A 22,794-nucleotide genomic window follows, 5' to 3' on the forward strand; every position below is an offset into this window, starting at 1 on the left:
GCTTTCCGTTTGCTCAGGAAAGACAATAAGGCAGAGTCCGCAGGCAGCAAGAGCGGAACCACCATTTGAGCGATTTACATATTAGGAAGTCAACATGAAAACTTTTTCCGCTAAAGGACATGAAGTCCAGCGCGATTGGTTAGTGATTGACGCGACGGACTTGATCCTCGGACGTGTTGCCAGCGAAGTGGCACTCCGACTGCGCGGCAAACACAAACCGGAATTTACTCCGCACGTCGACACGGGCGATTTCATCGTCGTGATCAACGCAGGCAAACTGCGCGTGACCGGTACCAAGGCAACCGAAAAGACGTATTACCGTCACTCGGGTTACCCAGGCGGTATCTACGAAACCAATTTCCTGAAAATGCAACAGCGTTTTCCGGGTCGCGCGCTCGAAAAAGCGGTCAAGGGCATGCTGCCTAAAGGCCCGCTCGGCTACGCGATGATCAAGAAGCTCAAAGTGTACGCGGAAGGTTCCCATCCGCACGCTGCGCAGCAACCTAAAGCACTCGTTCTCTAAGGAGCTGACATGATCGGTAATTACAATTACGGCACCGGCCGTCGCAAGAGTGCAGTTGCTCGCGTCTTCATCAAAGTTGGCTCCGGCCAAATCATCGTCAACGGCAAGCCAGCGTCGGAATACTTTTCGCGCGAAACAGGCCTGATGGTGATTCGCCAGCCGCTCGAACTGACCGGCAATGTCGAGCGTTTCGACATCAAGGTCAACGTTCACGGCGGTGGCGAGTCCGGCCAGGCTGGTGCAGTTCGCCACGGTATCACCCGCGCCCTGATCGACTACGACGCAACGCTCAAGCCTGACCTGGCAAAAGCCGGTTTCGTTACCCGCGATGCGCGTGAAGTCGAGCGTAAAAAAGTTGGTCTGCGTAAAGCACGTCGCGCAAAGCAATTCTCGAAGCGTTAATTCGCTTCCCCTGCAGCGCTGCCCAAGCGCTGCGACAAAAAACCGCCGGCTGCAAAGCCCGGCGGTTTTTTTTGGCCGTTAGCGAAATCCTGTACGGCGCGCGGATTTTCCAGGCTGGTAAAATTGCGGCTAGGTCAAGCATTACTACTTATTCAACATTGAAGGAACACACATGATCAAAGTCGGCATCGTCGGTGGCACCGGATACACGGGCGTGGAGCTGCTGCGAATTTTGTCAGCCCATCCCGGGGCGCAGCTGACGGCAATTACGTCGCGCAAGGAAGACGGCCTGCCGGTGGCGGACATGTACCCGTCGCTGCGCGGCCACGTCGACCTGGCGTTCTCGGCGCCCGACAAGGTCGACCTGACGCAGTGCGACGTGGTGTTCTTCGCTACCCCCCACGGCGTCGCCATGGCGCAGGCGCCAACGCTGCTGGCAGCCGGCGTGAAGGTGATCGACCTGGCGGCCGACTTCCGCCTGAAGGACCAGGCAAGCTTCGAGCAATGGTACAAGATCCCGCATACGGCGCCCGAACTGCTGGAGCGGGCGGTGTACGGCTTGCCGGAACTGAATCGCGAGGCAATCAAGTCGGCCACATTGGTGGCCAACCCGGGTTGCTACCCGACGACGATGCAACTGGGCTTTTATCCGCTGCTCAAAGCCGGCCTGATCGATGCGGGCAACCTGATCGCTGACGCCAAGTCGGGCGTGTCGGGCGCTGGCCGCAAGGCCGAGATCGGCACGCTGTTTTCTGAGTCGAGCGACAATTTCAAGGCGTATGGTGTGTCTGGCCACCGCCATACGCCGGAAACGTCGGCCCAGCTGCAGCGCTACACCGACCAGAAGGTCGGCCTGGTGTTCACGCCGCACCTGGTGCCGATGATTCGCGGCATGCACGCCACCTTGTACGCGCGCCTGACCAAGGACATCGACGACGCCGCGCTGCAGGCACTATTCGAGCAGCAGTACAAGCTCGACGCCTTTGTCGACGTGATGCCGTTCGGTTCGCATCCGGAAACCCGTTCGACGCGCGGTTCGAACATGGTGCGCCTGGCCCTGCATCGTCCCGAAGGCTCTGGCTTAGTGGTGATTTTGGTAGTGCAGGACAACCTCGTCAAGGGCGCCTCCGGCCAGGCGGTTCAATGCATGAACCTGATGTTCGGCCTGCCGGAAACGACGGGCTTGCAGCACATCGCGCTGCTGCCGTAAGGGAAAAAGGCGGAGCGATTCGCCTGCAGCAGAGTGTTATCTGGCAATTTCTGCCGAAATATATTATCGACAACGATCTAGATCAAAGCGGCGTACGTTGATAGCGGTAAATTGATTGATGTAGGTCGAACTTGCAATCCAGACTCCCATTACCGTTTGTCACCGCAAAGGCGCCCATCATGTTCGGTCGTAACGCGAAACACGAAATTGACAGCCTCATCGGCATCTCCGCCCGGATCGAAGGCGACCTTTGTTTTACCGGCGGCTTGCGGATCGACGGCGAAGTACACGGTAACGTGCTCGCTGAAGAGGGGGCCGACAACCTGCTGATTATTTCCGAGCATGCGCGCATCGAAGGCGAAGTACGTTGCGCCAACCTGATCGTCAATGGCTACATCGCCGGCACGGTACATGCATCGAACCTGCTTGAATTGCAGCCGAAAGGCCGCATTATGGGAGATGTTCATTACAGGCTGCTTGAAATGCATGGCGGCGGCGCCGTCACCGGCACGTTGACGCACCAGGAAGCCGGCGAACCGGAGTTTCACTTGGCGACGGCGGAAGCTTCCGGAGCGCCAGTGGCGTCAACAGTCTATAATGGTCCCAACCGTCCCAAGTAGGAGTCACCCATGAATGCAGTAGCTGAAATGCAAGAAGTCATCCCGTCGCCGATTATTTTTACCGACAGCGCCGCCCAGAAAGTTGCGCAACTGATTGAGGAAGAGGGCAACCCGGACTTGAAACTGCGCGTGTTTGTGCAGGGCGGCGGCTGCTCGGGCTTCCAGTACGGGTTCACCTTCGATGAAATTGTCAATGAAGACGACACCACCATGGTCAAGAACGGCGTGCAGTTGCTGATCGATTCGATGAGTTACCAGTACCTGGTCGGCGCCGAGATCGATTACAAGGACGACCTCGAGGGCGCCCAGTTCGTCATCAAGAACCCGTCCGCGACCTCGACCTGCGGCTGCGGCTCGTCATTTTCGGCGTAAAGAAGGGCGCGGCTCCAGCCTGACCGGTGGCCGCGCAACAGGACTACGCGGGGTAAAGCGCGCCGAGGATCCGGCTACCCTTTGCTCCGGTCACGGCGGGCAAATTGCCTGCCTGGCGATGATGGAAACGGTAAGCCAGCCAAGCGAACGCCAGCGCTTCCACTCGGTTCGGCGCCACGCCGAGTGTCGCCGTCGATGCCACAATTGCACTACCTTTCATTTCTGCTTGCAGGGCGCGCATCAGCGCGCCGTTGTAGGTCCCGCCCCCACAGACATACACTGCATCGACCTGCCGCGCTTCGGTGCCGATCGCGCGCGCGATGCTAACGGCTGTCAATTGCATCAAGCTGGCTTGCACGTCGGCCGCCGGCAGCGCGGTGCAGCGCGCCAGCATGGCGTCGAGCCAGTCCAGGTGAAACAGGTCGCGCCCGGTGCTTTTCGGCGCGGCCAGCGCAAAATAAGGCTCGCCCAGCATTGCCGCCAGCAAGGCCGGGTCGGGCTTGCCGGTTGCCGCCCAGGCGCCGTCGGCATCGTATTGCTGGCCCTGGTGGCGCGCGATCCAGCCGTCCATCAGCACATTGCCCGGGCCGGTATCGAAACCGGTCACCCTGCCGTCCGCATGCAGCACGCTGATGTTGCCGATCCCGCCGATATTGACCACCACCCGCGTCTGGCCGGGCTGGCCGAATTGCGCCGCGTGGTAAGCCGGCACCAGCGGCGCGCCCTGGCCGCCGGCGGCAACGTCGCGGCTGCGAAAATCGGCGACGACGTCGATGCCGGTCAATTCCGCCAGCAGCGCCGGGTTGATGGTCTGGCGCGTAAAGCCCAGTTCGGGGCGGTGGCGCACGGTCTGGCCGTGCGCCGCAATCGCCCGCACCGGTCCGCTGGCGGCAGGCAGCAGTTGCGCCACGCAGGCGCTGTAGACATGGGCGATCCGGTTGGCGGCGATTGCTTCGCGCTCGATTTCGTTGGCGCCGCTACACTGCAGCGCCATCAGGTCGGCGCGCAGGTCAAAGTCGAACGGGACGAAGCCGGCTGCGATCGTGCGGATGGCGCCGCTATGTGCAACATCGGCAAAATCGGCCAGCACGCCGTCGACGCCGTCCAGGCTGGTGCCGGACATCAGGCCGATGTACAGGGAAGAGGGTGCGGTCATGGCGGGCTCAAAAGGGGTGCGCAAAAAAGGGCGGGAAGGCGAATCGCCTTCCCGCCCTTCGGGCATCATGGATTGATGATGGATTGACGATGGATCAGCGTGATGCCAGCGTAGTGGTTTTGATGCCCGGACGCAGCAGCGCGAAACGGTGGGTCATGTCGGTGGCCGAATTCTTGAAACGGGCCAGCTCGGCCGATGTCAGCGGCGCCTGGACGATGACAGCGAGGGCGTTCGGATCGCGCGCTTCATTGTTGACGCGGAATTCGTAGTGCAGGTGAGCGCCGGTCGACCAGCCGGTCGAACCGACGTAGCCGATAATGTCGCCCTGGCTGATTTTGCTGCCCTTGCGCAGTCCTTGAGGAAACCGGCTCATGTGCGCATACGCTGTACTGTACTTGGCCCAGTGCTTGATCACGACCATGTTGCCGTAGCCGCCGGAAACGCCTTTGAATTCGATCACGCCATCGCCCGACGCCCGGATCGGGGTGCCGAGGGCGGCGGCAAAGTCGATGCCTTTATGGGCTTTCCAGCTGCCTGAAATCGGATGCGAGCGCATTGAAAAGCCGGAGGAAATCCGCGAAAACTCGAGCGGCGACTTGAGGAAGGCTTTTTTCAGCGCCTTGCCGTCGAGGGTGTAATAGCCGCCGCCGGCCTTGCTCAAGGGGTCTTCGAACCAGACCGACTGATAGGTGACGCCGCGGTTGACGAATTCGCCGGCCAGGATGCGGCCGGTGCGCACCATTTCGCCGTCCTGCCAGAACGTTTCGTAGACCACGTTGAAATGGTCGCCGCGTTTCAGGTCTGAACGGAAGTCAATGCTGGTGGAAAACATCTCGATGATTTGCGCGACGATCGTGTCAGGCAGCTTGCCGCCGTCGGTGTTCGCATCGGTGGCCGAGTACAGGGAATTGGTGATGGTGCGGGCGCGCATTTCAACGCGGCGCTCGAGCTTGGGAGCGGTCTCTTGCGCAACAAACTTGTCGTCCTTGCGGGTAATGGAAATGGTCTTGACCGGGTTGTCCTGGGCATCGACGACGGTCGCGCGCAGCCATTGCATCTGGCCGTCTTGGTCCGTCTTGGCCTGCACGCGCTTGCCGGTTTTCAGCTGCATTACGCCCTTGGCGACGCGGTCGCTCTTGATGAAGCGGGCGGCATCCTGGTCGTCGACGCCAAGGCGCGACAGTAGCGAGGCGAGCGAATCGCCTGAACGCACTTTCTCTTCGTGGATGAATTGCTGGGGTTTTTGCTGGAGCGCGGCGATCTGGTCCGCCAGGTTCGGCAGTTCCAAGTCTTGCGCGATTGATTTGACCGGGAGGTCAGACGCATCCGGCGCCAGTGGCGCGACGCCGGCGGCGCCGAATGCGCAGACTGCAAGAAAGAGCGCGCTGGCGCTGAGAATGCGCATTTTTCGCGTCGTTCCCAGCAGGCCGGTCCAGCTCTTGCCTGTGATTTTGTTTGTAGGGTTCATGCAATCAGTTAAAATTTGCCGCTTGAACTTCCAGAAAACTACATTTTCTTGTTGTTGTTATGTTTAGTTTTCATTGGGCAACGTTAATAAGATCGGGCATTATAACAAACTCCAGCGTCTGCCCGACATTTTCGACTTTCATTAATAAAATAACTATGACCTCTTCCGTTTCAAGCAAGACCGCCGCCGCGTCAGCGTCACTTCCGCTCACGGATACCGTACTGGAAGCGCTCGCGGTCACCAAACGCGGTGTCGACGAGTTGCTGATCGAAGCCGAGTTCGCGCAAAAGCTTGCGCGGTCGGAACAGAGCGGCAAGCCGCTGCGCATTAAACTTGGCCTTGATCCCACCGCGCCCGATCTGCACCTCGGCCACACGGTGGTACTGAACAAGATGCGCCAGCTGCAAAACCTGGGGCACCAGGTGATTTTCCTGATCGGCGACTTCACGTCGATGATCGGCGACCCGTCCGGCCGAAACATCACGCGCCCGCCGCTGACACGGGAACAAATTGAGCTCAATGCGATGACCTATTTCAAGCAGGCCTCGCTGGTACTCGACGCCGAGCGCACCGAGATCCGTTACAACTCGGAATGGTCCGACCCACTCGGCGCACGCGGCATGATTGAACTGTCGTCGCATTACACAGTGGCAAGAATGATGGAGCGCGACGATTTTACCAAGCGTTATAAGAGTGGGACACCAATTAGCGTCCATGAGTTCCTTTATCCTTTGATGCAGGGCTATGATTCTGTCGCTTTGAAGGCCGACCTTGAGCTGGGTGGAACCGACCAGAAATTTAATTTGCTGGTCGGACGCGAATTGCAGAAAGATTATGGCCAGGAGCAGCAATGCATCCTGACCATGCCCTTGCTCGAAGGACTGGATGGCGTTGACAAGATGTCGAAGTCGAAAAACAACTATATCGGCATCACCGAGCCGGGCAATACCATGTTTGCCAAGCTGATGAGTATTTCCGACGTCATGATGTGGCGTTACTTCGAGTTGCTGTCGTTTCGCTCGATTGCCGACGTTGCCTCTTTGAAAGCGGCGGTCGATGCCGGGCTCAACCCGCGCGACGCCAAGGTGGCGCTGGCCCAGGAGATTGTCGCCCGTTTCCATTCGGCCACGGCGGCCGACGAGGCGCTGGCCGACTTTGTCAACCGCTCCAAGGGCGGCATCCCGGACGACGTGGCGGAAGTGGCGCTGGCCGGCGCGCCGCTTGGCATTCCGCACCTGCTCAAGCAAGCCGGGCTGTGCGCCTCGGCTTCGGAGGCAATGCGCATGGTCGACCAGGGCGGCGTGCGGATCGACGGCGCGGTCGTCAGCGACAAGGCATTGAAACTCGACGCCGGCGTGTTTGTGCTGCAGGTGGGCAAGCGCAAGTTTGTCCGCGTGACCTTGTCCGCGTGAGCCGCTGCGCATGATCGCCCTGCTGCAACGAGTCAGCCACGCCAGCGTGGTGGTCGATGGCGCCCAGATCGGCGCCATCGACGCCGGCCTCCTGGTGCTGGTGTGCGCCGAAAAAGGCGATACCGAAAGGGAAGCCGATGCGCTGCTGGCCAAGCTGCTGGCCTACCGCGTGTTCGGCGACGACGCCGGCAAGATGAACCGCAGCGTCACCGATGTCGGCGGCGGCTTGCTGCTGGTGCCGCAATTTACCCTGGCGGCCGACACCAACTCCGGCACGCGGCCGTCGTTTTCGCCTGCCGCCTCGCCCCAGCACGGCCTGCGCCTGTTTGATCATTTCGTCGCCCGTGCGCGCGCGCGTCATCCGTTGGTTGCTACCGGCCGCTTCGGGGCCGACATGAAAGTGGCGCTGACGAACGATGGGCCGGTGACTTTCTGGTTGCAAATCGAGGCTGCGACGCCAATCGGGTGAGCCGTCCCGCGTCTGTCGTTGTAATATACGAAAAAAAGACGAAGAGAGACGAAAAAGCGGCGGGAGCGTCTGATGCGACTGTGGAGCAACTCTTTTATCGAAGGCGGGGTAATTCCACCCGAGTGCGCGTTCGCCCAGATCGATCCCGTCAATCATGTGCGTCATGCGGGTAACCGCAGCCCGCATCTGGCATGGGATGAGGTACCATCAGGTACGCAGTCGCTGGCGCTGTTCTGCCGCGACGTCGATGCGCCGCCGCATGGTAGCGACGTCAACCGTGAAGGCAAGGTGGTGGCCGCGGACCTGCCGCGCGTCGAGTTCTTTCAATGGACGCTGGTCGATATCCCGGTCGTCATCAGGTCGCTTGCCGAGGGTGCGTTTTCGACCCGCGTGACGCCGCACGGCAAGCCCGGCCCGCTGGTGCCGTTTACCATCAAGAACGGCACCGAGCACCAGTTACGCCAGGGTCTCAACGATTACACCTCCTGGTTCGCCAACGACCCCGACATGGCCGGCGACTACTATGGCTACGACGGCCCGTGTCCGCCGTGGAACGATATGCGGCCGCACGCCTACCTGTTTTGCATGTACGCGCTCGACATTGCCCGCTTTGCGCTGGAAGGGCGTTTTACCGGCGCCGAGGCGCGCCACGCCATCTGCGGCCATATCCTCGACGAGGCGCAAGTGTTCGGCGTCTATTCGCTCAATGCCGAAGTGGCCGATGCACTGGTCGGTTAAGAGCATCCGGCTTTCAGGCGTGGCTGGTATCATATGCCATGCTTGAAACCAATATTGTCCTGATCCGCCACGGCGAAACCGCCTGGAATGCCGAACGCCGCCTGCAAGGCCATATCGATATTGCCCTCAATGCCGAAGGGCAGCGCCAGGCCGCGGCGCTCGCCGCCGCCCTTGCCGGCGAGGATATCGACGCCATCGTCGCCAGCGACCTGCAGCGCGCGCTGCAAACGGCGCAAGCCGTGGCAGGCGCGCGTGGCGTGCAGGTTCAAACCGACCCGGCGCTGCGCGAACGATGCTACGGCGGCTTCGAGGGCTTGCTGTACGCCGAGATCGCCGAGCGCTTCCCGCTCGAGTTCGCGCGCTGGCAGGCGCGCGACATCGACGCCCTGATGCCCTCGGGTGCGCGCAGCGCCGAATCGTTCCGCCAGTTTTATGTGCGTTCGGTCGACGCCATCCTCGGCTGGGCCGCCGCTTATCCGGGCCAGTCGATTGCGCTGGTGGCCCACGGCGGCGTACTCGAGTGCGCCTACCGCGCCGCGACCGGCCTGCCGCTCGAAACCCCGCGTCACTTTGCCGTGCTCAATGCCAGCATCAACCGCTTCACGGTGGCAAACGGCAAGCTGCGCCTGGTCAGCTGGGGCGGCGTGGCCCACCTGGCGCCGCGCGTCCACGATGAACTGGCGTAACAAAATAGTGCCTATTATTTGGGCAATTCGAGCGGCGGATCGGTTAAAATAGCAGGTTCCGTCATTCAATTTGGTTGACCAGTGCAAATCGGCCCGTACTTGTTGCGCAATAATGTTTTCGTCGCCCCGATGGCCGGGGTGACTGATCGTCCGTTCCGCCAACTGTGCAAGCAGCTCGGTGCCGGCTACGCCGTGTCGGAGATGGCGGCGTCGAATCCGCGCCTGTGGGCCACCGAAAAAAGTGCGCGCCGTACCGACCACGCCGGCGAAATGGAACCGAAGGCGGTGCAAATTGCCGGCGCCGACCCGCAAGACCTGGCCGATTGCGCCAGGTTCAACGTCGGGCGCGGCGCGCAAATCATCGACATCAACATGGGCTGCCCCGTCAAGAAGGTCTGCAACAGCTGGTGCGGTTCGGCGCTGTTGCAAGACGAGGCGCTGGTCGAACGGATCTTGAACGCGGTGGTGCGCGCGGTCGACGTGCCGGTCACGCTCAAGTTTCGCACTGGCTGGAATCGGGCAAACAAGAATGCCTTGAACATCGCCCGCATTGCCGAGCAGGCCGGCGTCCAGATGCTGACCCTGCACGGGCGCACGCGTGCCGACGGCTACGCGGGCGAGGCCGAATACGACACGATTGCCATGGTCAAGGCAGCGGTGAAAATCCCCGTGGTGGCCAACGGCGACATCACCACCCCCGAAAAAGCGCGCGACGTGCTGGCGATCACCGGCGCCGACGCCGTGATGATCGGCCGCGCGGCCCAGGGCCGGCCTTGGATCTGCCGCGAGATCGATTATTTTTTGCGCACCGGCACGCATTTGCCGGCGCCACTGGTCGACGAAGTGAGTGCCCTGATGCAAGAGCACTTGGAGGCGCATTACGCGTTCTACGGCGAGTTCCTCGGCGTGCGTACGGCGCGCAAGCACATCGGCTGGTACGTGCGCGAGCTCGATGGCGGCGAGGCTTTTCGCCGCCAGATGAACCTGCTGGAATCGACGTCGGAGCAGCTGGCCGCGGTGGCCGGGTTCTTTGAAATGCAACAGCGCTTCGGCGAGCGGTTACAATACCGGCCCGCCGACATCGATCAACAGGCGATGGCGGCTTAAAACCCGGCAAAAAACAAAAAGTAAAAACCAGGCCCGCGGGAATATCAAGAAATGATGGAACGAACGCTGCCTTGAGAGCGGCGGCGACAACACTAATTAGCCGGACGACGTAGAGAAAATGAGCAAAGAAAGTATCCAGGAAGTGGTTCAGAAGAGTCTTGAAGAGTATTTCAACGACCTCGGCGAGCAGCAGGCATCGAATATCTACGACATGGTCGTGCTCACGGTCGAGAAGCCGATCCTCGAGGTGGTGATGCTGCGCGCGGCCGGCAACCAGTCCCACGCGGCGCAAATGCTGGGCATTAATCGCAACACCTTGCGCAAGAAGCTGCAAGAGCACGGCCTGCTGTAAGTCACCCGCCCATCGCGACGGGCGCCGCGGCCTGCTGTGCTAAACAGCAGCCGCGCCTGCACCACAGAATTCTCATCAACCGGGCTACTCCCATGATCACACAAGCTTTGATTTCCGTCTCCGACAAGACTGGCGTTCTCGATTTCGCGCGCGCGCTTTCCGCCATGGGCGTGGGCATCCTGTCCACCGGCGGCACCGCGAAACTGCTGGCCGACAATGGCGTGCCGGTAACCGAAGTGGCCGACTACACTGGCTTTCCGGAAATGCTGGACGGCCGCGTGAAAACCTTGCATCCGAAGGTTCACGGCGGCATCCTGGCACGGCGCGATACTCCGGAGCACGTTGCCAAGCTGCTTGAACACGCCATCCCGACCATCGACATGGTGGTGGTCAACCTGTATCCGTTCCAGCAAGCCGTCGCCAAGGACAGCTGCACGCTGGAAGACGCCATCGAAAACATCGACATCGGCGGGCCGACCATGCTGCGTTCGGCGGCGAAGAACCACAAGGACGTGGTGGTAGTGTGCGATCCAGCCGACTACGGCATGGTGCTGGCTGAAATGAAGGGCACCGGCCCGGGTGTCGGCGCAGTCAGCTACGACACCAAATTCATGCTGGCGAAAAAAGTATTCGCCCACACCGCGCAGTACGACGGTGCCATCACCAATTACCTGACCAGCCTGGGCGAAGACAAGGCGCACGCCACCCGCGCGGCCTATCCGCATGTGCTGAACATGACGTTCAACAAGGTGCAGGACATGCGCTACGGCGAAAACCCGCACCAGTCGGCCGCCTTCTACCGCGACCTGGTGCCGGCCGCCGGCGCGCTGGCCAACTACAAGCAGCTGCAGGGCAAGGAGCTGTCGTACAACAACATCGCCGATGCCGATGCGGCCTGGGAATGCGTCAAGTCGCTCGGCGCAGAAGGGCAGGCCGGCTGCGTCATCGTCAAGCACGCCAACCCGTGCGGCGTGGCGCTTGGTGCTGATGCGTTCGACGCCTACAGCCGCGCGTTGCAGACCGACCCGACCTCCGCTTTCGGCGGCATCATCGCCTTCAACGTCGAAGTCGACGGCAGGACCGCGCTTGAGATTGCCAAACTGTTCGTCGAAGTGCTGATCGCGCCGTCGTTTTCGCCGGAGGCGAAGCAGCTGATGGCGGCCAAGCAGAACGTCAGGATGCTGGAAATTGCCCTGGGCGGCGCCAGCAACCCGTTCGACGTCAAGCGCGTCGGCGGCGGCTTGCTGGTGCAGTCGCCGGACGCCAAAAACGTCGGCCTGGGCGAATTGCGCGTCGTCACCCGCCAGCAGCCGACCCAGCAGCAATTGCAGGACATGCTGTTCGCCTGGCGCGTGGCGAAATTCGTCAAGTCGAACGCGATCGTGTTCTGCGCCAACGGCATGACGCTTGGCGTCGGCGCCGGCCAGATGAGCCGGATCGACTCGGCCCGCATCGCTGCCATCAAGGCCCAGAACGGCGGCCTGTCGCTGGCCGGCTCGGCAGTGGCGTCGGACGCGTTTTTCCCGTTCCGCGACGGCCTCGACGTCGTCGTCGACGCCGGCGCGAGCTGCGTGATCCAGCCGGGCGGCTCGATGCGCGACCAGGAAGTGATCGACGCCGCCGACGAGCGCGGCGTGGTGATGTTGTACACAGGCACGCGCCACTTCCGGCACTGATCGGCAAGAAATTGCCGAAACCCTGTCGAAACCCTGTGTTTTTACACAGTATTTCGACACGAAGGTTGCCGCGCGGTATACCATTCGAGCATGATAATTCTTGGCATTGACCCCGGCCTGCGCACCACTGGTTTCGGCGTCATCGAAAAACACGGCGCCCGGCTGCGCTACATCGCTTCCGGCACCATCAAGACCGGCAGCGAGGCGGCGCTGCCGCCGCGCCTGAAGGTGATTTTCGCCGGCATCGCCGAGATCATCCGCACCTATAATCCCAACTGCGCGGCGATCGAAAAAGTGTTCGTCAACGTCAACCCGCAATCGACCTTGCTGCTCGGCCAGGCGCGCGGCGCGGCCATCACCGCGCTGGTCGGCGGCGACCTCGACGTGGCCGAATACACCGCGCTGCAGGTCAAGCAGGCAGTAACGGGCAGCGGCCGCGCCGCCAAGGCGCAGGTGCAGGACATGGTGGCGCGCCTGTTGGTGCTGCCTGGCCTGCCCGGCAGCGACGCTGCGGATGCACTAGGAGTTGCCATTTGTCACGCCAACAGCCACGATGCGCTGGCCCTGATCGGCGCCCTGGCGCCCGCATCGAATACCTTGCGCATGAAGCGCGGGCGCCTCGTCTAATCTTCTCTTTGAAAGCCATCGATGATCGGTCGCATCTCCGGAATCCTGCTCGAAAAAAACCCGCCGCAATTGCTGGTCGACTGCAACGGCGTCGGTTATGAAGTTGACGTCTCGATGAGCACCTATTACAACCTGCCGCAGCTGGGTGAAAAGGTGTCCTTGTTTACCCACCAGGCGATCCGCGAGGACGCCCACCTGCTGTTCGGCTTCGGCAACGCCGCCGAGCGCAGCGTATTTCGCCTGTTGATCAAGATCACCGGCGTCGGCGCGCGCACCGCGCTGTCGATCCTGTCGGGCATGACGATTGCCGACCTGGCCCAGGCGGTGACGTTGCAGGAAGCCGGCCGGCTGGTCAAGGTGCCGGGCATCGGTAAAAAGACCGCCGAGCGCCTGCTGCTCGAACTGAAGGGCAAGCTCGGCGCCGAGCTCGGCACGCCAGGCGCCGTCGTCCTGCACGACGCCCAATCGGATATCCTCAGTGCCTTGATGTCGCTGGGGTATTCTGACAAGGAAGCGCTGGCCGCGATCAAGAACATGCCGAGCGGCAGTACTGTGTCCGACGGCATCAAGTACGCGCTCAAGGCGCTGACGAAAGGGTGAAGCAGGCAATTGTCGCGGCAAGCCGCGACCCTGCGTAACGGGCCTGGCTTGCAAGCCAGGCTTCCTGAGCCAAAAGTGTTTTATTGCGAAAGAAAGAATGACGATCCAGACTGACGATTTCAGCGAGCAACGCATTATTGCCGCGACGCCCTCGTCGCCCAACGAAGAAGCGATCGAGCGCGCGCTGCGGCCCAAACACCTGGACGAATACGTCGGCCAGGAGAAGATCCGCGGCCAGCTCGAAATCTTCATCACGGCTGCCCGCCAGCGCAAGGAAGCGCTCGACCACACCTTGCTGTTCGGCCCGCCCGGCCTGGGCAAGACCACGCTGGCCCACATCATCGCGCGCGAGATGGGCGTGAACCTGCGCCAGACGTCCGGCCCGGTGCTCGAGCGCCCGGGCGACCTGGCGGCGATCCTCACCAACCTGGAAGCGAACGACGTGCTGTTCATCGACGAGATCCATCGCCTCTCGCCCGTGGTCGAGGAGATCCTGTATCCGGCGCTGGAGGACTACCAGATCGACATCATGATCGGCGAGGGACCGGCGGCGCGCTCGGTCAAGCTCGACCTGCAGCCGTTCACCCTGGTCGGCGCCACCACCCGCGCCGGCATGCTGACCAATCCGCTGCGCGACCGCTTCGGCATCGTCGCCAGGCTGGAGTTCTACAATGCCGCCGAACTGACCCGCATCGTTACCCGCAGCGCGGCGCTGTTGCACGCGCCGATCGTCGAGGACGGCGCGCGCGAGATCGCCTTGCGCGCGCGCGGCACCCCGCGCATCGCCAACCGGCTGCTGCGGCGGGTGCGCGACTATGCCGAGGTGAAGGGGAATGGCGAAATCACCCGGCCGATGGCGGACGCCGCGCTGGTCATGCTCGACGTCGACTCGGTCGGCTTCGACGTGATGGACCGCAAACTGCTCGAAGCGGTGTTATTCAAATTCGGCGGCGGCCCGGTCGGCATCGGCAACCTGGCCGCGGCGATCGGCGAGGAAGCCGACACCATCGAAGACGTGCTCGAGCCGTTCCTGATCCAGCAGGGTTATTTGCAGCGCACCCCACGCGGGCGGATCGCCACGCCGCTGGCGTACACCCACTTCGGGGTTGCCGCGCCGCGCACCAGCCCGACAGGCGAGCTGTGGGGCCAGCCCGGCGCCCTGGGCTGACGACGCCCGCCGGCGGTAAGTTTCATTCGCAGCTGTTGGCGGCCCGCGAGCCGAAGTCTTCTTGCGCTATCGCCTTATCGGCACCACCCCTATGGGTTGGCGTTGGCATTGGCGGCGGCGTCCGGATCGCGCGGACGCATGCGCGGATGCAGGTGAGCGCGCATGCCCGGAAAGACGAAGCTGTAAAACAGCAATACGGCGCAGAACAGCAGCGGTCCGATCGCCCAGATGTGCTCCGGCGGGCGGTCGAGCTGCAGCACCCAGACGCTGCCGCCAATCGGAAACGCCAGCAAGACGGCCCCCAACGCCCGTGTGCGGCGCGAGCGCTTCATGTGGTTGCCGGCGACGCCGATGAAACAGAAGCCTGCCGCGGTCAGGGCGATCGCCAGGCATCCCGCCACGGCCCGGCTTACGTCGCCGGGGCCCTGGGGCGTATCGGGCAACAGCAGGAAGGGCGCGCCCGTAACGATCAGGCTGCCGATCAGAAATGACATGCAGCGAAGAAATATCATTGAGGAATTCGTAAAAGTGAGATTGCTTGAATAATTTATTTCTTGCTGGCCGCGTCGTGCTGTTGATTTAAAATAACACATCTGTGGCATTTTCGATACGCAATGTTATTTTGACGCCCAGGCGAGGAGCGGCTTGTCGCCTTTTGGCAACTTCACCAGCGACGTTATTGGTCCGTGCGCGGGTCCGCAAAAAACGCCCGTGACGGCAGCAACCGATATTGCACCGGGTTTTGGAATGTAAATTGGAAAAGGGCCGAGCGGCCCTTTTGGTTTTTTGTCCTGCGCGCCGCTTTTGTGCTTGGCGCACCGAAACCGGCGAACGGCCCGGCTCACCGGCACCCATTATCGGTGTCCGGTCGCCAATCAGGCCGCGGGCAGTTTGGCGATCTGCTCGCGCAGCTTGGCGATGGTGGCCGAAAAATTGACCAGCCGCTCATTTTCCTGGGCCACCACGGCGGCCGGCGCGCGCGCCACGAAACTCTCGTTGCCCAGCTTGCCGTTGACCTTGGCGATCTCGCCGTCGATGCGGGTGATCTCCTTGGCCAGGCGTTCGCGTTCGGCGCCGACATCGATCTCGACCTTGAGCATCAGCTTGGTGGTGCCGACGATCGACACCGCGGCCGGCGACTCCGGCAGCGCGTCGACCACCTGCACTTCCGACAGCTTGCCGAGCGCCTGCACGTACTGGGCGAAACCGAGCAGCCGCGTCTTGTCGGCGGCGTCGGCTGCCTCGACGATCAGCGGCACCCGCACCGACGGCGAAATCTGCATCTCGCCGCGCAGGTTGCGGGTGGCGTCGGTAAGCGCCTTCAACTGCGCCATCCATTCCTCGGCGCCGGCATCGATCAATGCGACATTCGCCTGCGGATACGGCTGGCGCATGACCGAGTCGCCGGCCGCATCGAGCGTCTTGCCGGCCAGCGGGGCCACGCTCTGCCACAACGCTTCGGTAACGAACGGGATGATCGGATGGGCCATGCGCAGCACCACTTCCAGTACCCGCAGCAAGGTGGCGCGGGTGGCGCGCTGCTGGCCTTCGGTACCGTGCTGGACCTGCACCTTGGCCACTTCCAGGTACCAGTCGCAGTATTCGTCCCAGACGAACTTGTAGATCGTCGCGGCGATGTTGTCGAAGCGGTAGTCCTGGAAGCCTTTGGCCACGTCCTGCTCGGCGCGCTGCAACAGCGAGATGATCCAGCGGTCGGCCGGCGACAGGTCGGCCTCATTTTGCGTGCAATCGTGGCCTTCGGTATTCATCAGCACGAAGCGGGTGGCGTTCCACAGCTTGTTGCAGAAGTTGCGATAGCCTTCGGCGCGGCCGAGGTCGAAGTTGATGCTGCGCCCGAGGGATGCGTAACTGGCCATCGTGAAGCGCACCGCGTCGGTGCCATAGGGGGCGATGCCGGCCGGGTATTCCTTGCGCGTGGCCTTTTCGATCTTGGCGGCGTCGCGCGGATTCATCAGGCCGGTGGTGCGCTTGGCAACCAGTTCCTCGATGCCGATGCCGTCGATCAGGTCGATCGGGTCGAGCGTGTTGCCCTTCGACTTGGACATCTTCTGGCCTGACGAATCGCGCACCAGGCCGTGCACGTACACCGTCTCGAACGGCACCTTGCCGGTGAAGTGGGTGGTCATCATGACCATCCGCGCGACCCAGAAGAAGATGATGTCGAAGCCCGTCACCAGCACCGACGACGGCAGGAACATCTTCATGTCGGGCGTCTCTTGCGGCCAGCCCATGGTCGAAAACGGCACCAGGGCCGACGAAAACCAGGTGTCGAGCACATCGTCATCGCGGCGCAGCGCTCCGGTAATGCCGGCCGCTGCGGCCTTGGCTTGAGCTTCCTCTTCGCTGCGGGCGACGATGATGTTGCCGGCCTCGTCGTACCAGGCCGGGATGCGGTGGCCCCACCACAACTGGCGCGACACGCACCAGTCCTGGATATTGCCCAGCCACTGGTTGTAGGTGGTGCTCCAGTTTTCCGGCACAAACTTGATTTCGCCATTGGCCACTTTTTCCAGCGCCACTTCGGCGATCGACTGGCCGGGAAAGCGCGTGCCTTCCGGCGCCGGTTTGCTCATTGCGACGAACCACTGGTCGGTCAGCATCGGCTCGATGACGACGCCGGTGCGGTCGCCCCGCGGCACTTGCAGCTTGTGCGGTTTGACTTCCTGCAGCAGGCCCAGTGCGTCGAGGTCGGCGACAATCTGCTTGCGCGCGGCGAAGCGGTCCATGCCGCGGTAGGCAGCCGGCGCCTCGTCGCTGATTTTCGCGTCGAGCGTGAGCACGCAGATCAGCGGCAGCTTGTTGCGCTGGCCGACGGCGTAGTCGTTGAAATCGTGGGCCGGGGTGATCTTGACGCAGCCGGTGCCGAATTCCTTGTCGGCGTATTCGTCGGCGATGACGGGGATCTCGCGCCCGGTCAGCGGCAGTTTCAGCATCTTGCCGACGCTGGCGCTGTAGCGCTCGTCCGTCGGATCGACCGCCACGGCGACGTCGCCCAGCAGCGTTTCAGGGCGCGTGGTGGCGACCGTCATGTGACCGCTGCCATCGGCCAGCGGGTACCGGATGTACCACATGAAGCCGTCTTCTTCTTCCTGCGCCACTTCCAGGTCAGATACCGCCGTGCCGAGCACCGGATCCCAGTTCACCAGCCGCTTGCCGCGGTAGATCAGGCCTTGTTCGAACAAGCGCACGAAGACCTCGGTGACCACTTTGCTGCGCGGCTCGTCCATCGTGAAATATTCGCGCGCCCAGTCGGGCGAGGTGCCCATGCGGCGCATCTGGCCGGTAATCGTATTGCCCGACTTTTCCTTCCATTCCCACACTTTTTCGACAAATTTTTCGCGTCCGAGGTCGTGGCGCGACATTTTTTGCGCGTCGAGCTGGCGCTCGACGACGATCTGGGTCGCGATGCCGGCGTGGTCGGTGCCCGGGATCCAGGCGGTATTGAAGCCGCGCATGCGGTAATAGCGGGTCAGGCCATCCATGATGGTCTGGTTGAAAGCGTGCCCCATGTGCAAGGTGCCCGTCACGTTCGGTGGCGGCAGCTGGATGCTGAACGACGGTTTGTCGGCGTCGGTGGAGGCGGCGAAGTAGCCGCGCTGTTCCCACTCGTTGCGCCAGAACTGTTCAATATCGGCTGGCTCGAAAGACTTGGCTAATTCCATGATGGTGGCGTATGTGTTTTGCGAAAACGAACATTATAGATGACAGGGCAGTGGCTGCGCCGCCGGCCCCGCCTCTTTTTGGACGCAGGCTTCGTACTGCCGGCGCAGACGAACTCCGTCGCTGCCCTTCACAAGCTGCTGCTCGAGTTTCTCGCCGAATTGCCGGGCCACGCCGGCTACGACACTGCGGTCGAAGCGATCCGCCAGATCGAGGCGCGCGAGCCGGACCTGGCCCTGCTCGACATCACGATGCCTGGCATGTCCGGCCTCGAGCTGGCGCGCCACCTGCACGAGAATACGACGGCGAAATGGGCAAGCAGGCCGCCACCTGCGGCGCGCCTGATGCCGGCGTTCGAAGCGGGCCTGGCGCGCGCCGACGAGATTGGCCAGCTGCGGCGCACCGAAACGAACCTGAGCGCGGCGCGGCCATGCGCGTTCGAGCCGGCGCAAGATCAACCAAGTAGCCGGCCAGTTGCTGGCGGCCGAGGAAGTGCTCAACAGCCTGCATGCGGCGTTCGCCGGCCGCTTTAAAGCAAAGTAAGCAAAACAAGCCAAACAGGACGACCTGCACGTCCGCACCACCGGCCATGTTCATTACCGGCCACGCCATGTGGGGCTTGCGCCCGCAGGCCGCCTGACGCGCCCCACAAATCCCCAAAAACGTGACGGCCGACAAGCATGCCGGCGCCTTGCTATGATAATGCCCTCGTGCGGCACCGGCCGCGCACCGTCTCATCATTTACAGGAATAATATGAAAACCAAGGCAGCGATTGCATGGAAGGCGGGAGCACCGCTGACGATCGAGGAAGTCGACCTCGAAGGACCGAAGGAGGGCGAGGTACTGGTCGAGATCAAGGCGACCGGCATCTGCCACACCGACTACTACACTTTGTCCGGCGCCGACCCGGAAGGCATCTTCCCGGCCATTCTCGGCCATGAAGGCGCCGGCGTCGTGGTCGACGTCGGTCCGGGCGTAAAAAGCCTGCGCAAGGACGACCATGTGATTCCGCTGTACACGCCGGAATGCCGGCAGTGCAAGTTCTGCCTGTCGCAAAAGACCAACCTGTGCCAGTCGATCCGTTCGACCCAGGGCCGTGGCCTGATGCCCGACGCCACCAGCCGCTTTTCAATCAAAGGCCAACCGATCCTTCACTACATGGGGACGTCGACGTTTTCCAACTACATCGTGGTGCCGGAAATCGCCTTGGCCAAGGTGCGTTCGGACGCGCCGTTCGACAAGATCTGCTACATCGGCTGCGGCGTCACCACCGGCGTCGGCGCGGTGCTGTTCACCGCCAAAGTGGAGGCGGGCGCCAATGTGGTGGTGTTCGGGCTGGGGGGTATCGGCCTGAACGTGATCCAGGCCGCGCGCATGGTGGGCGCCGACAAGATCATCGGCGTCGACCTGAACCCGGCGCGCGAGGCGATGGCGCGCAAGTTCGGCATGACCCACTTCATCAATGCGAGTACTTCCGCCAACGTGGTGGACGATATCATCAGCCTCACTGATGGCGGCGCCGACTACAGTTTCGAGTGCATCGGCAACGTCACGACGATGCGCCAGGCGCTCGAGTGCTGCCACAAGGGCTGGGGCCAGTCGATCGTCATCGGCGTGGCGCCGGGCGGGGCGGAAATTTCGACGCGGCCGTTCCAGCTGGTGACCGGGCGCGTGTGGAAAGGCTCGGCCTTCGGCGGCGCTCGTGGGCGCACCGACGTGCCGAAAATCGTCGACTGGTACATGGAAGGCAAGATCAACATCGACGACCTGATCACCCACCGCTTGCCGCTCGAGCGCATCAACGAGGGCTTCGATTTGATGAAGAGCGGCGAATCGATCCGCTCGGTAGTCATTTACTGACCGCGACATGAACCACGCCGTCATGCTTTGGCGGCAAAAAATAAACACCCCCGGAGCCAGGCTCCGGGGGTGTCTTTACTTGTCGCGTCTATTACCTGGCTGGTTTTGCCGCTCGATCTCAGTGCTGGGCGATTTTGCCGCGCCAGGCGCCGGTTTCGCCGTGCTTCTCGAGCATTTCCTTCAAGCTCTGCAGGCCGGTACGCAATTCCATCCGCACCGCACTCATCGCATCGCCCAGCTTCTCTGACACGCCGTCCGGCTCATAGTCCATCTGCACCATGATCCGTGTGGCATTGTCGGAGATTTTGTGGAAGGTGGCCACGCCGCCATTGCGCGGACCGCTGACGCTGCGCCAGGCGACGCGCTTGTCCAAAATCTGCTCGGTAATCTCGGCATCCCATTCCTTTTCTTCCAGGCCTACCCTGGCGCGCCAGTGCAGGTGCTTGCCGTCCAGCTGCCTGATCTCGATTACGTTTGACATAAACTTTGGAAAATCCTCGAACTGGATGTACTGGTTATACGCGGCACTGACCGGCACGTTGACTTCGATCGACTCCTCGACGGACGAGGCGCTCCTGGTATTGCCACCGCCCTTGAGCTTTTTAGACAACAGCATGCCGCCGACCGCAAGTGCGGCCACTGTAACCACTCGATTTAGCATTTTTGGATCTCCTTGAATGCAGAAATTGCGCTACGACCATGTGAGGTTAAATGTGGCGCGGCCGCCCTGCGGCCCCACCAACCGAAATTTATTATGGGTGTAATGACAAAATAGGCCAATTTCTGACAACGTGGCGCGCCGCAGGTGGCGTGGCACAGGCGAGGCACCGTGCGCGCATGCGGGTACGGCCCCGACGCCGCCATTGCGTTGTCAAAAACTCTATGACTGCATGGGTTAATCTGACGTGACCGTCCGGTCAACATGGCCGAGTTCGAAAAAGCGTTCTCATGCAAACCAGGCCGGCCGATGGTTGCTGCCGAGCGCTGCACAGTCTGGTAGAAGGGGATAAATAGCTTGTTGCGTACCGATGGCGCCATGGGGTTATTTGGGATATGATGAAATCGAAGTAACCTAGCTAACCGAGCTAACCGAGCTAACCGAGCTAACCGAGCTAACCGAGCTAACCGAACAACTAGCCATGAACTCAAGCCTCAAATATCCAGAACAATTTAGTGTCGCCACCATTACGGGCTCGCCTGGCGAGGTCCGCCGGCAGCTGGATGGAATCGACGCTGAGCAGGTGGTAGCCTTCACCGTGCAAAGTGGTCCAACGCGTGAAGCAGGCGCCATTGTCGAAACACTGGCTAGCCTCGCGCCGCTTCTGCACAATATATTGGCGACCCGCCATCAGCATGCGTTAGAGACAATAGTCGAGGCGCTTGTACCGAAGCTTGTGCCGGAGCCGCATGAGCTCAAGGAAGCTGTCATGTTAGCGCGTGCACGGACCGCGGTTTTGACAACACGCGATTGGATGACGGCCCCGCAAATTGCAGAGGTTGCCGGCTTCAACACGACAAATCCGAGCGTGCCGCCAGGTAAATGGAAGCGCGCAGGAGCAATTTTTGCGATTCGCCACAATGGCGTCGATTACTATCCCACGTTTGGACTCGACCCAAGCAATGGTTACCGGCCGTTAAAATCGATGGCTGCGGTAATTCAGGTTTTAGAAGCCATGAAGGATGGGTGGGGGATGGCTTATTGGTTCCAGTCTGCAAACAGCTTCCTGGGCGGTCAACGTCCCCAGGATCTGATGGCATCGGCGCCGCACCGTGTGCTTGCGGCGGCTGAAGACGAGGTCCAAGAAATTGCGCATGGCTAAAGGCCTTGCAAGCCCTGGCAAAGATCCGCTCGCCACAGCGTCCCCGGTAACAGCGATATGCGCGCCTTCCAATGCAGGAATTGCGCCATCGCCTCCCGCGACGGTTGCCGTTTCCATCATGATATGGTCGCTCGATACGGTTATTCACCGGGTGCACCAGGACCACTATGCCGGCGATCAATTCAACCCGGGTTTGAAGGGCAATGCCCGCTTCAGTCCGATTAAAAACGCTTTGGGTGAGCCGGTTCCGACTCTTTACGGCGGAGCGACTTTCGCGTGCGCAGCGATGGAAACGGTTTTTCACGACGTTCCCTTTGCGCCTGGCCTGAAGACGCTCGACAAGACAAAACTGACCAGACAAGTGCACTCGCAAGTCAAGCCCGGCGCGGATCTGGTTCTGGCTGACTTGCGCAGCAAGGCACTTCGCAAACTTGGCGTCGCCAGAGGCCAGATCATCGATACCGAGAAGGATCAATACCCAACTACCAGGCAATGGGCCGAGGCAATTCACACCCAATGCCCCGAGGTGCAGGGTATTTGCTGGACGTCACGACAAGACGACAGCGCCCAAGCGCTGATGCTGTTCGGCGACCGCGTAACGCAAGACGTCCTCCAACCGGCTGCCATATCGCGCAATCTCGTCAGTGATTCCACGGCTTACGCAGAGCTCCTCCGCTTGGCCGAACAGATCGGCGTCGACATTGTGCCCGGGCGGTAGCAGATCAACCAGCAATTGGCGCGCCAAGGCCAGGCTTGGCAAGCCTGGCCTTCCGGGCCACCATGCGCCCCATTTTCGTGCCGCGCCGCGCTTGCTGACGCTCGGAAAACCACCCTGCCAGTTATAAT

The 22,794-nt window shown here is 61.7% G+C and carries 24 protein-coding genes; 19 read left to right on the forward strand and 5 right to left on the reverse strand.

Features of this window, described 5'->3' with window-relative positions:
• Window positions 1-94 precede the first annotated feature (94 nt).
• From rplM to erpA, 5 genes are all read left to right on the forward strand, one after another.
• Entirely contained in the window at window positions 95-523 is a 429-nt protein-coding gene (gene rplM, locus CR103_RS09185; protein WP_099788240.1) for a 50S ribosomal protein L13, read from the forward strand.
• A gap of 9 nt (window positions 524-532) precedes the next feature.
• Window positions 533-925: a 30S ribosomal protein S9 gene (gene rpsI, locus CR103_RS09190; protein ID WP_099915686.1), complete on the forward strand. Its 393-nt coding sequence runs from the start codon at window positions 533-535 to the stop codon at window positions 923-925.
• 172 nt (window positions 926-1,097) lie between these two features.
• The gene (gene argC / locus CR103_RS09195) at window positions 1,098-2,135 is read left to right on the forward strand and encodes an N-acetyl-gamma-glutamyl-phosphate reductase (protein WP_099915687.1); all 1,038 of its coding nucleotides are present in this window, start codon (window positions 1,098-1,100) and stop codon (window positions 2,133-2,135) included.
• 179 nt (window positions 2,136-2,314) lie between these two features.
• On the forward strand, window positions 2,315-2,755 hold the full coding sequence (locus CR103_RS09200) for a bactofilin family protein (protein ID WP_099915688.1): 441 nt from the start codon (window positions 2,315-2,317) through the stop codon (window positions 2,753-2,755).
• A gap of 9 nt (window positions 2,756-2,764) precedes the next feature.
• Window positions 2,765-3,127 (forward strand): iron-sulfur cluster insertion protein ErpA, encoded by a 363-nt coding sequence (erpA, locus tag CR103_RS09205; RefSeq protein WP_099915689.1) that lies wholly within the window; start codon window positions 2,765-2,767, stop codon window positions 3,125-3,127.
• Window positions 3,128-3,170: 43 nt separating this feature from the next.
• Here the strand turns inward: erpA and CR103_RS09210 are convergent, their stop codons facing one another.
• Both CR103_RS09210 and CR103_RS09215 read right to left on the reverse strand, forming a co-directional pair.
• A complete protein-coding gene (locus tag CR103_RS09210) occupies window positions 3,171-4,283 on the reverse strand; it encodes an anhydro-N-acetylmuramic acid kinase (RefSeq protein ID WP_099915690.1) in 1,113 nt (370 codons plus the stop codon).
• A gap of 94 nt (window positions 4,284-4,377) precedes the next feature.
• Window positions 4,378-5,751: a M23 family metallopeptidase gene (locus CR103_RS09215; protein WP_099915691.1), complete on the reverse strand. Its 1,374-nt coding sequence runs from the start codon at window positions 5,749-5,751 to the stop codon at window positions 4,378-4,380.
• Between the two features lie 155 nt (window positions 5,752-5,906).
• Here CR103_RS09215 and tyrS point away from each other — a divergent pair, with 155 nt between their 5' ends.
• The 10 genes from tyrS to ruvB all read left to right on the forward strand — a co-directional run bounded on the left by tyrS (window position 5,907) and on the right by ruvB (window position 14,586).
• A complete protein-coding gene (gene tyrS, locus CR103_RS09220; RefSeq protein WP_099915692.1) occupies window positions 5,907-7,163 on the forward strand; it encodes a tyrosine--tRNA ligase in 1,257 nt (418 codons plus the stop codon).
• A 10-nt stretch (window positions 7,164-7,173) separates the two neighbouring features.
• Window positions 7,174-7,632, forward strand: a complete 459-nt coding sequence (dtd, locus tag CR103_RS09225; RefSeq protein ID WP_099915693.1) for a D-aminoacyl-tRNA deacylase — start codon at window positions 7,174-7,176, stop codon at window positions 7,630-7,632.
• Window positions 7,633-7,704: 72 nt separating this feature from the next.
• Entirely contained in the window at window positions 7,705-8,370 is a 666-nt protein-coding gene (locus tag CR103_RS09230; protein WP_099915694.1) for a YbhB/YbcL family Raf kinase inhibitor-like protein, read from the forward strand.
• Window positions 8,371-8,408: 38 nt separating this feature from the next.
• Complete coding sequence (locus CR103_RS09235) at window positions 8,409-9,056, forward strand: histidine phosphatase family protein (RefSeq protein ID WP_099915695.1); 648 nt, start codon at window positions 8,409-8,411, stop codon at window positions 9,054-9,056.
• An 81-nt stretch (window positions 9,057-9,137) separates the two neighbouring features.
• The gene (dusB, locus tag CR103_RS09240) at window positions 9,138-10,163 is read left to right on the forward strand and encodes a tRNA dihydrouridine synthase DusB (protein ID WP_099915696.1); all 1,026 of its coding nucleotides are present in this window, start codon (window positions 9,138-9,140) and stop codon (window positions 10,161-10,163) included.
• A 118-nt stretch (window positions 10,164-10,281) separates the two neighbouring features.
• Window positions 10,282-10,515, forward strand: a complete 234-nt coding sequence (locus CR103_RS09245; RefSeq protein WP_099915697.1) for a helix-turn-helix domain-containing protein — start codon at window positions 10,282-10,284, stop codon at window positions 10,513-10,515.
• 92 nt (window positions 10,516-10,607) lie between these two features.
• Window positions 10,608-12,191, forward strand: a complete 1,584-nt coding sequence (purH, locus tag CR103_RS09250) for a bifunctional phosphoribosylaminoimidazolecarboxamide formyltransferase/IMP cyclohydrolase (RefSeq protein ID WP_099915698.1) — start codon at window positions 10,608-10,610, stop codon at window positions 12,189-12,191.
• Between the two features lie 90 nt (window positions 12,192-12,281).
• The gene (gene ruvC / locus CR103_RS09255; protein WP_099915699.1) at window positions 12,282-12,818 is read left to right on the forward strand and encodes a crossover junction endodeoxyribonuclease RuvC; all 537 of its coding nucleotides are present in this window, start codon (window positions 12,282-12,284) and stop codon (window positions 12,816-12,818) included.
• Window positions 12,819-12,839: 21 nt separating this feature from the next.
• On the forward strand, window positions 12,840-13,418 hold the full coding sequence (ruvA, locus tag CR103_RS09260; protein ID WP_099915700.1) for a Holliday junction branch migration protein RuvA: 579 nt from the start codon (window positions 12,840-12,842) through the stop codon (window positions 13,416-13,418).
• A gap of 97 nt (window positions 13,419-13,515) precedes the next feature.
• Window positions 13,516-14,586, forward strand: coding sequence for a Holliday junction branch migration DNA helicase RuvB (gene ruvB / locus CR103_RS09265; protein ID WP_099915701.1), 1,071 nt, complete (start codon window positions 13,516-13,518; stop codon window positions 14,584-14,586).
• An 89-nt stretch (window positions 14,587-14,675) separates the two neighbouring features.
• On the opposite strand, the gene CR103_RS09270 is transcribed toward ruvB, so the two are convergent.
• Both CR103_RS09270 and CR103_RS09275 read right to left on the reverse strand, forming a co-directional pair.
• Entirely contained in the window at window positions 14,676-15,080 is a 405-nt protein-coding gene (locus CR103_RS09270) for a hypothetical protein (RefSeq protein WP_099915702.1), read from the reverse strand.
• Window positions 15,081-15,461: 381 nt separating this feature from the next.
• Window positions 15,462-18,269, reverse strand: coding sequence for a valine--tRNA ligase (locus CR103_RS09275; RefSeq protein WP_099915703.1), 2,808 nt, complete (start codon window positions 18,267-18,269; stop codon window positions 15,462-15,464).
• A 78-nt stretch (window positions 18,270-18,347) separates the two neighbouring features.
• Between CR103_RS09275 and CR103_RS09280 the strand changes: the two genes are divergently transcribed.
• Together CR103_RS09280 and CR103_RS09285 are read left to right on the forward strand one after the other, a co-directional pair.
• A complete protein-coding gene (locus CR103_RS09280; protein ID WP_307719693.1) occupies window positions 18,348-18,800 on the forward strand; it encodes a response regulator in 453 nt (150 codons plus the stop codon).
• Between the two features lie 221 nt (window positions 18,801-19,021).
• A complete protein-coding gene (locus tag CR103_RS09285; protein ID WP_099915704.1) occupies window positions 19,022-20,128 on the forward strand; it encodes an S-(hydroxymethyl)glutathione dehydrogenase/class III alcohol dehydrogenase in 1,107 nt (368 codons plus the stop codon).
• A gap of 118 nt (window positions 20,129-20,246) precedes the next feature.
• On the opposite strand, the gene CR103_RS09290 is transcribed toward CR103_RS09285, so the two are convergent.
• The gene (locus CR103_RS09290; RefSeq protein WP_099915705.1) at window positions 20,247-20,789 is read right to left on the reverse strand and encodes an SRPBCC family protein; all 543 of its coding nucleotides are present in this window, start codon (window positions 20,787-20,789) and stop codon (window positions 20,247-20,249) included.
• Between the two features lie 478 nt (window positions 20,790-21,267).
• Between CR103_RS09290 and CR103_RS09295 the strand changes: the two genes are divergently transcribed.
• Entirely contained in the window at window positions 21,268-21,948 is a 681-nt protein-coding gene (locus CR103_RS09295; RefSeq protein WP_099915706.1) for a hypothetical protein, read from the forward strand.
• Window positions 21,941-22,666, forward strand: coding sequence for an RES family NAD+ phosphorylase (locus CR103_RS09300; RefSeq protein WP_099915707.1), 726 nt, complete (start codon window positions 21,941-21,943; stop codon window positions 22,664-22,666). The genes CR103_RS09295 and CR103_RS09300 overlap by 8 nt, the downstream gene beginning before the upstream one ends.
• Window positions 22,667-22,794: the final 128 nt, after the last annotated feature.

Origin of the sequence: Massilia psychrophila, from assembly GCF_002760665.1 — a bacterium.
Classification (GTDB): Bacteria; Pseudomonadota; Gammaproteobacteria; order Burkholderiales; family Burkholderiaceae_D; genus JAFCUW01.

What these genes read in the sequence shown, in the direction of transcription:
- rplM (WP_099788240.1), top strand. Translation starts at nt 95, where the DNA reads ATGAAAACTTTTTCCGCTAAAGGACATGAAGTCCAGCGCGATTGGTTA.
- rpsI (WP_099915686.1), top strand. Translation starts at nt 533, where the DNA reads ATGATCGGTAATTACAATTACGGCACCGGCCGTCGCAAGAGTGCAGTT.
- argC (WP_099915687.1), top strand. Translation starts at nt 1,098, where the DNA reads ATGATCAAAGTCGGCATCGTCGGTGGCACCGGATACACGGGCGTGGAG.
- CR103_RS09200 (WP_099915688.1), top strand. Translation starts at nt 2,315, where the DNA reads ATGTTCGGTCGTAACGCGAAACACGAAATTGACAGCCTCATCGGCATC.
- erpA (WP_099915689.1), top strand. Translation starts at nt 2,765, where the DNA reads ATGAATGCAGTAGCTGAAATGCAAGAAGTCATCCCGTCGCCGATTATT.
- CR103_RS09210 (WP_099915690.1), bottom strand. Translation starts at nt 4,283, where the DNA reads ATGACCGCACCCTCTTCCCTGTACATCGGCCTGATGTCCGGCACCAGC.
- CR103_RS09215 (WP_099915691.1), bottom strand. Translation starts at nt 5,751, where the DNA reads ATGAACCCTACAAACAAAATCACAGGCAAGAGCTGGACCGGCCTGCTG.
- tyrS (WP_099915692.1), top strand. Translation starts at nt 5,907, where the DNA reads ATGACCTCTTCCGTTTCAAGCAAGACCGCCGCCGCGTCAGCGTCACTT.
- dtd (WP_099915693.1), top strand. Translation starts at nt 7,174, where the DNA reads ATGATCGCCCTGCTGCAACGAGTCAGCCACGCCAGCGTGGTGGTCGAT.
- CR103_RS09230 (WP_099915694.1), top strand. Translation starts at nt 7,705, where the DNA reads ATGCGACTGTGGAGCAACTCTTTTATCGAAGGCGGGGTAATTCCACCC.
- CR103_RS09235 (WP_099915695.1), top strand. Translation starts at nt 8,409, where the DNA reads ATGCTTGAAACCAATATTGTCCTGATCCGCCACGGCGAAACCGCCTGG.
- CR103_RS09245 (WP_099915697.1), top strand. Translation starts at nt 10,282, where the DNA reads ATGAGCAAAGAAAGTATCCAGGAAGTGGTTCAGAAGAGTCTTGAAGAG.
- purH (WP_099915698.1), top strand. Translation starts at nt 10,608, where the DNA reads ATGATCACACAAGCTTTGATTTCCGTCTCCGACAAGACTGGCGTTCTC.
- ruvC (WP_099915699.1), top strand. Translation starts at nt 12,282, where the DNA reads ATGATAATTCTTGGCATTGACCCCGGCCTGCGCACCACTGGTTTCGGC.
- ruvA (WP_099915700.1), top strand. Translation starts at nt 12,840, where the DNA reads ATGATCGGTCGCATCTCCGGAATCCTGCTCGAAAAAAACCCGCCGCAA.
- ruvB (WP_099915701.1), top strand. Translation starts at nt 13,516, where the DNA reads ATGACGATCCAGACTGACGATTTCAGCGAGCAACGCATTATTGCCGCG.
- CR103_RS09270 (WP_099915702.1), bottom strand. Translation starts at nt 15,080, where the DNA reads ATGTCATTTCTGATCGGCAGCCTGATCGTTACGGGCGCGCCCTTCCTG.
- CR103_RS09275 (WP_099915703.1), bottom strand. Translation starts at nt 18,269, where the DNA reads ATGGAATTAGCCAAGTCTTTCGAGCCAGCCGATATTGAACAGTTCTGG.
- CR103_RS09285 (WP_099915704.1), top strand. Translation starts at nt 19,022, where the DNA reads ATGAAAACCAAGGCAGCGATTGCATGGAAGGCGGGAGCACCGCTGACG.
- CR103_RS09290 (WP_099915705.1), bottom strand. Translation starts at nt 20,789, where the DNA reads ATGCTAAATCGAGTGGTTACAGTGGCCGCACTTGCGGTCGGCGGCATG.
- CR103_RS09295 (WP_099915706.1), top strand. Translation starts at nt 21,268, where the DNA reads ATGAACTCAAGCCTCAAATATCCAGAACAATTTAGTGTCGCCACCATT.
- CR103_RS09300 (WP_099915707.1), top strand. Translation starts at nt 21,941, where the DNA reads ATGGCTAAAGGCCTTGCAAGCCCTGGCAAAGATCCGCTCGCCACAGCG.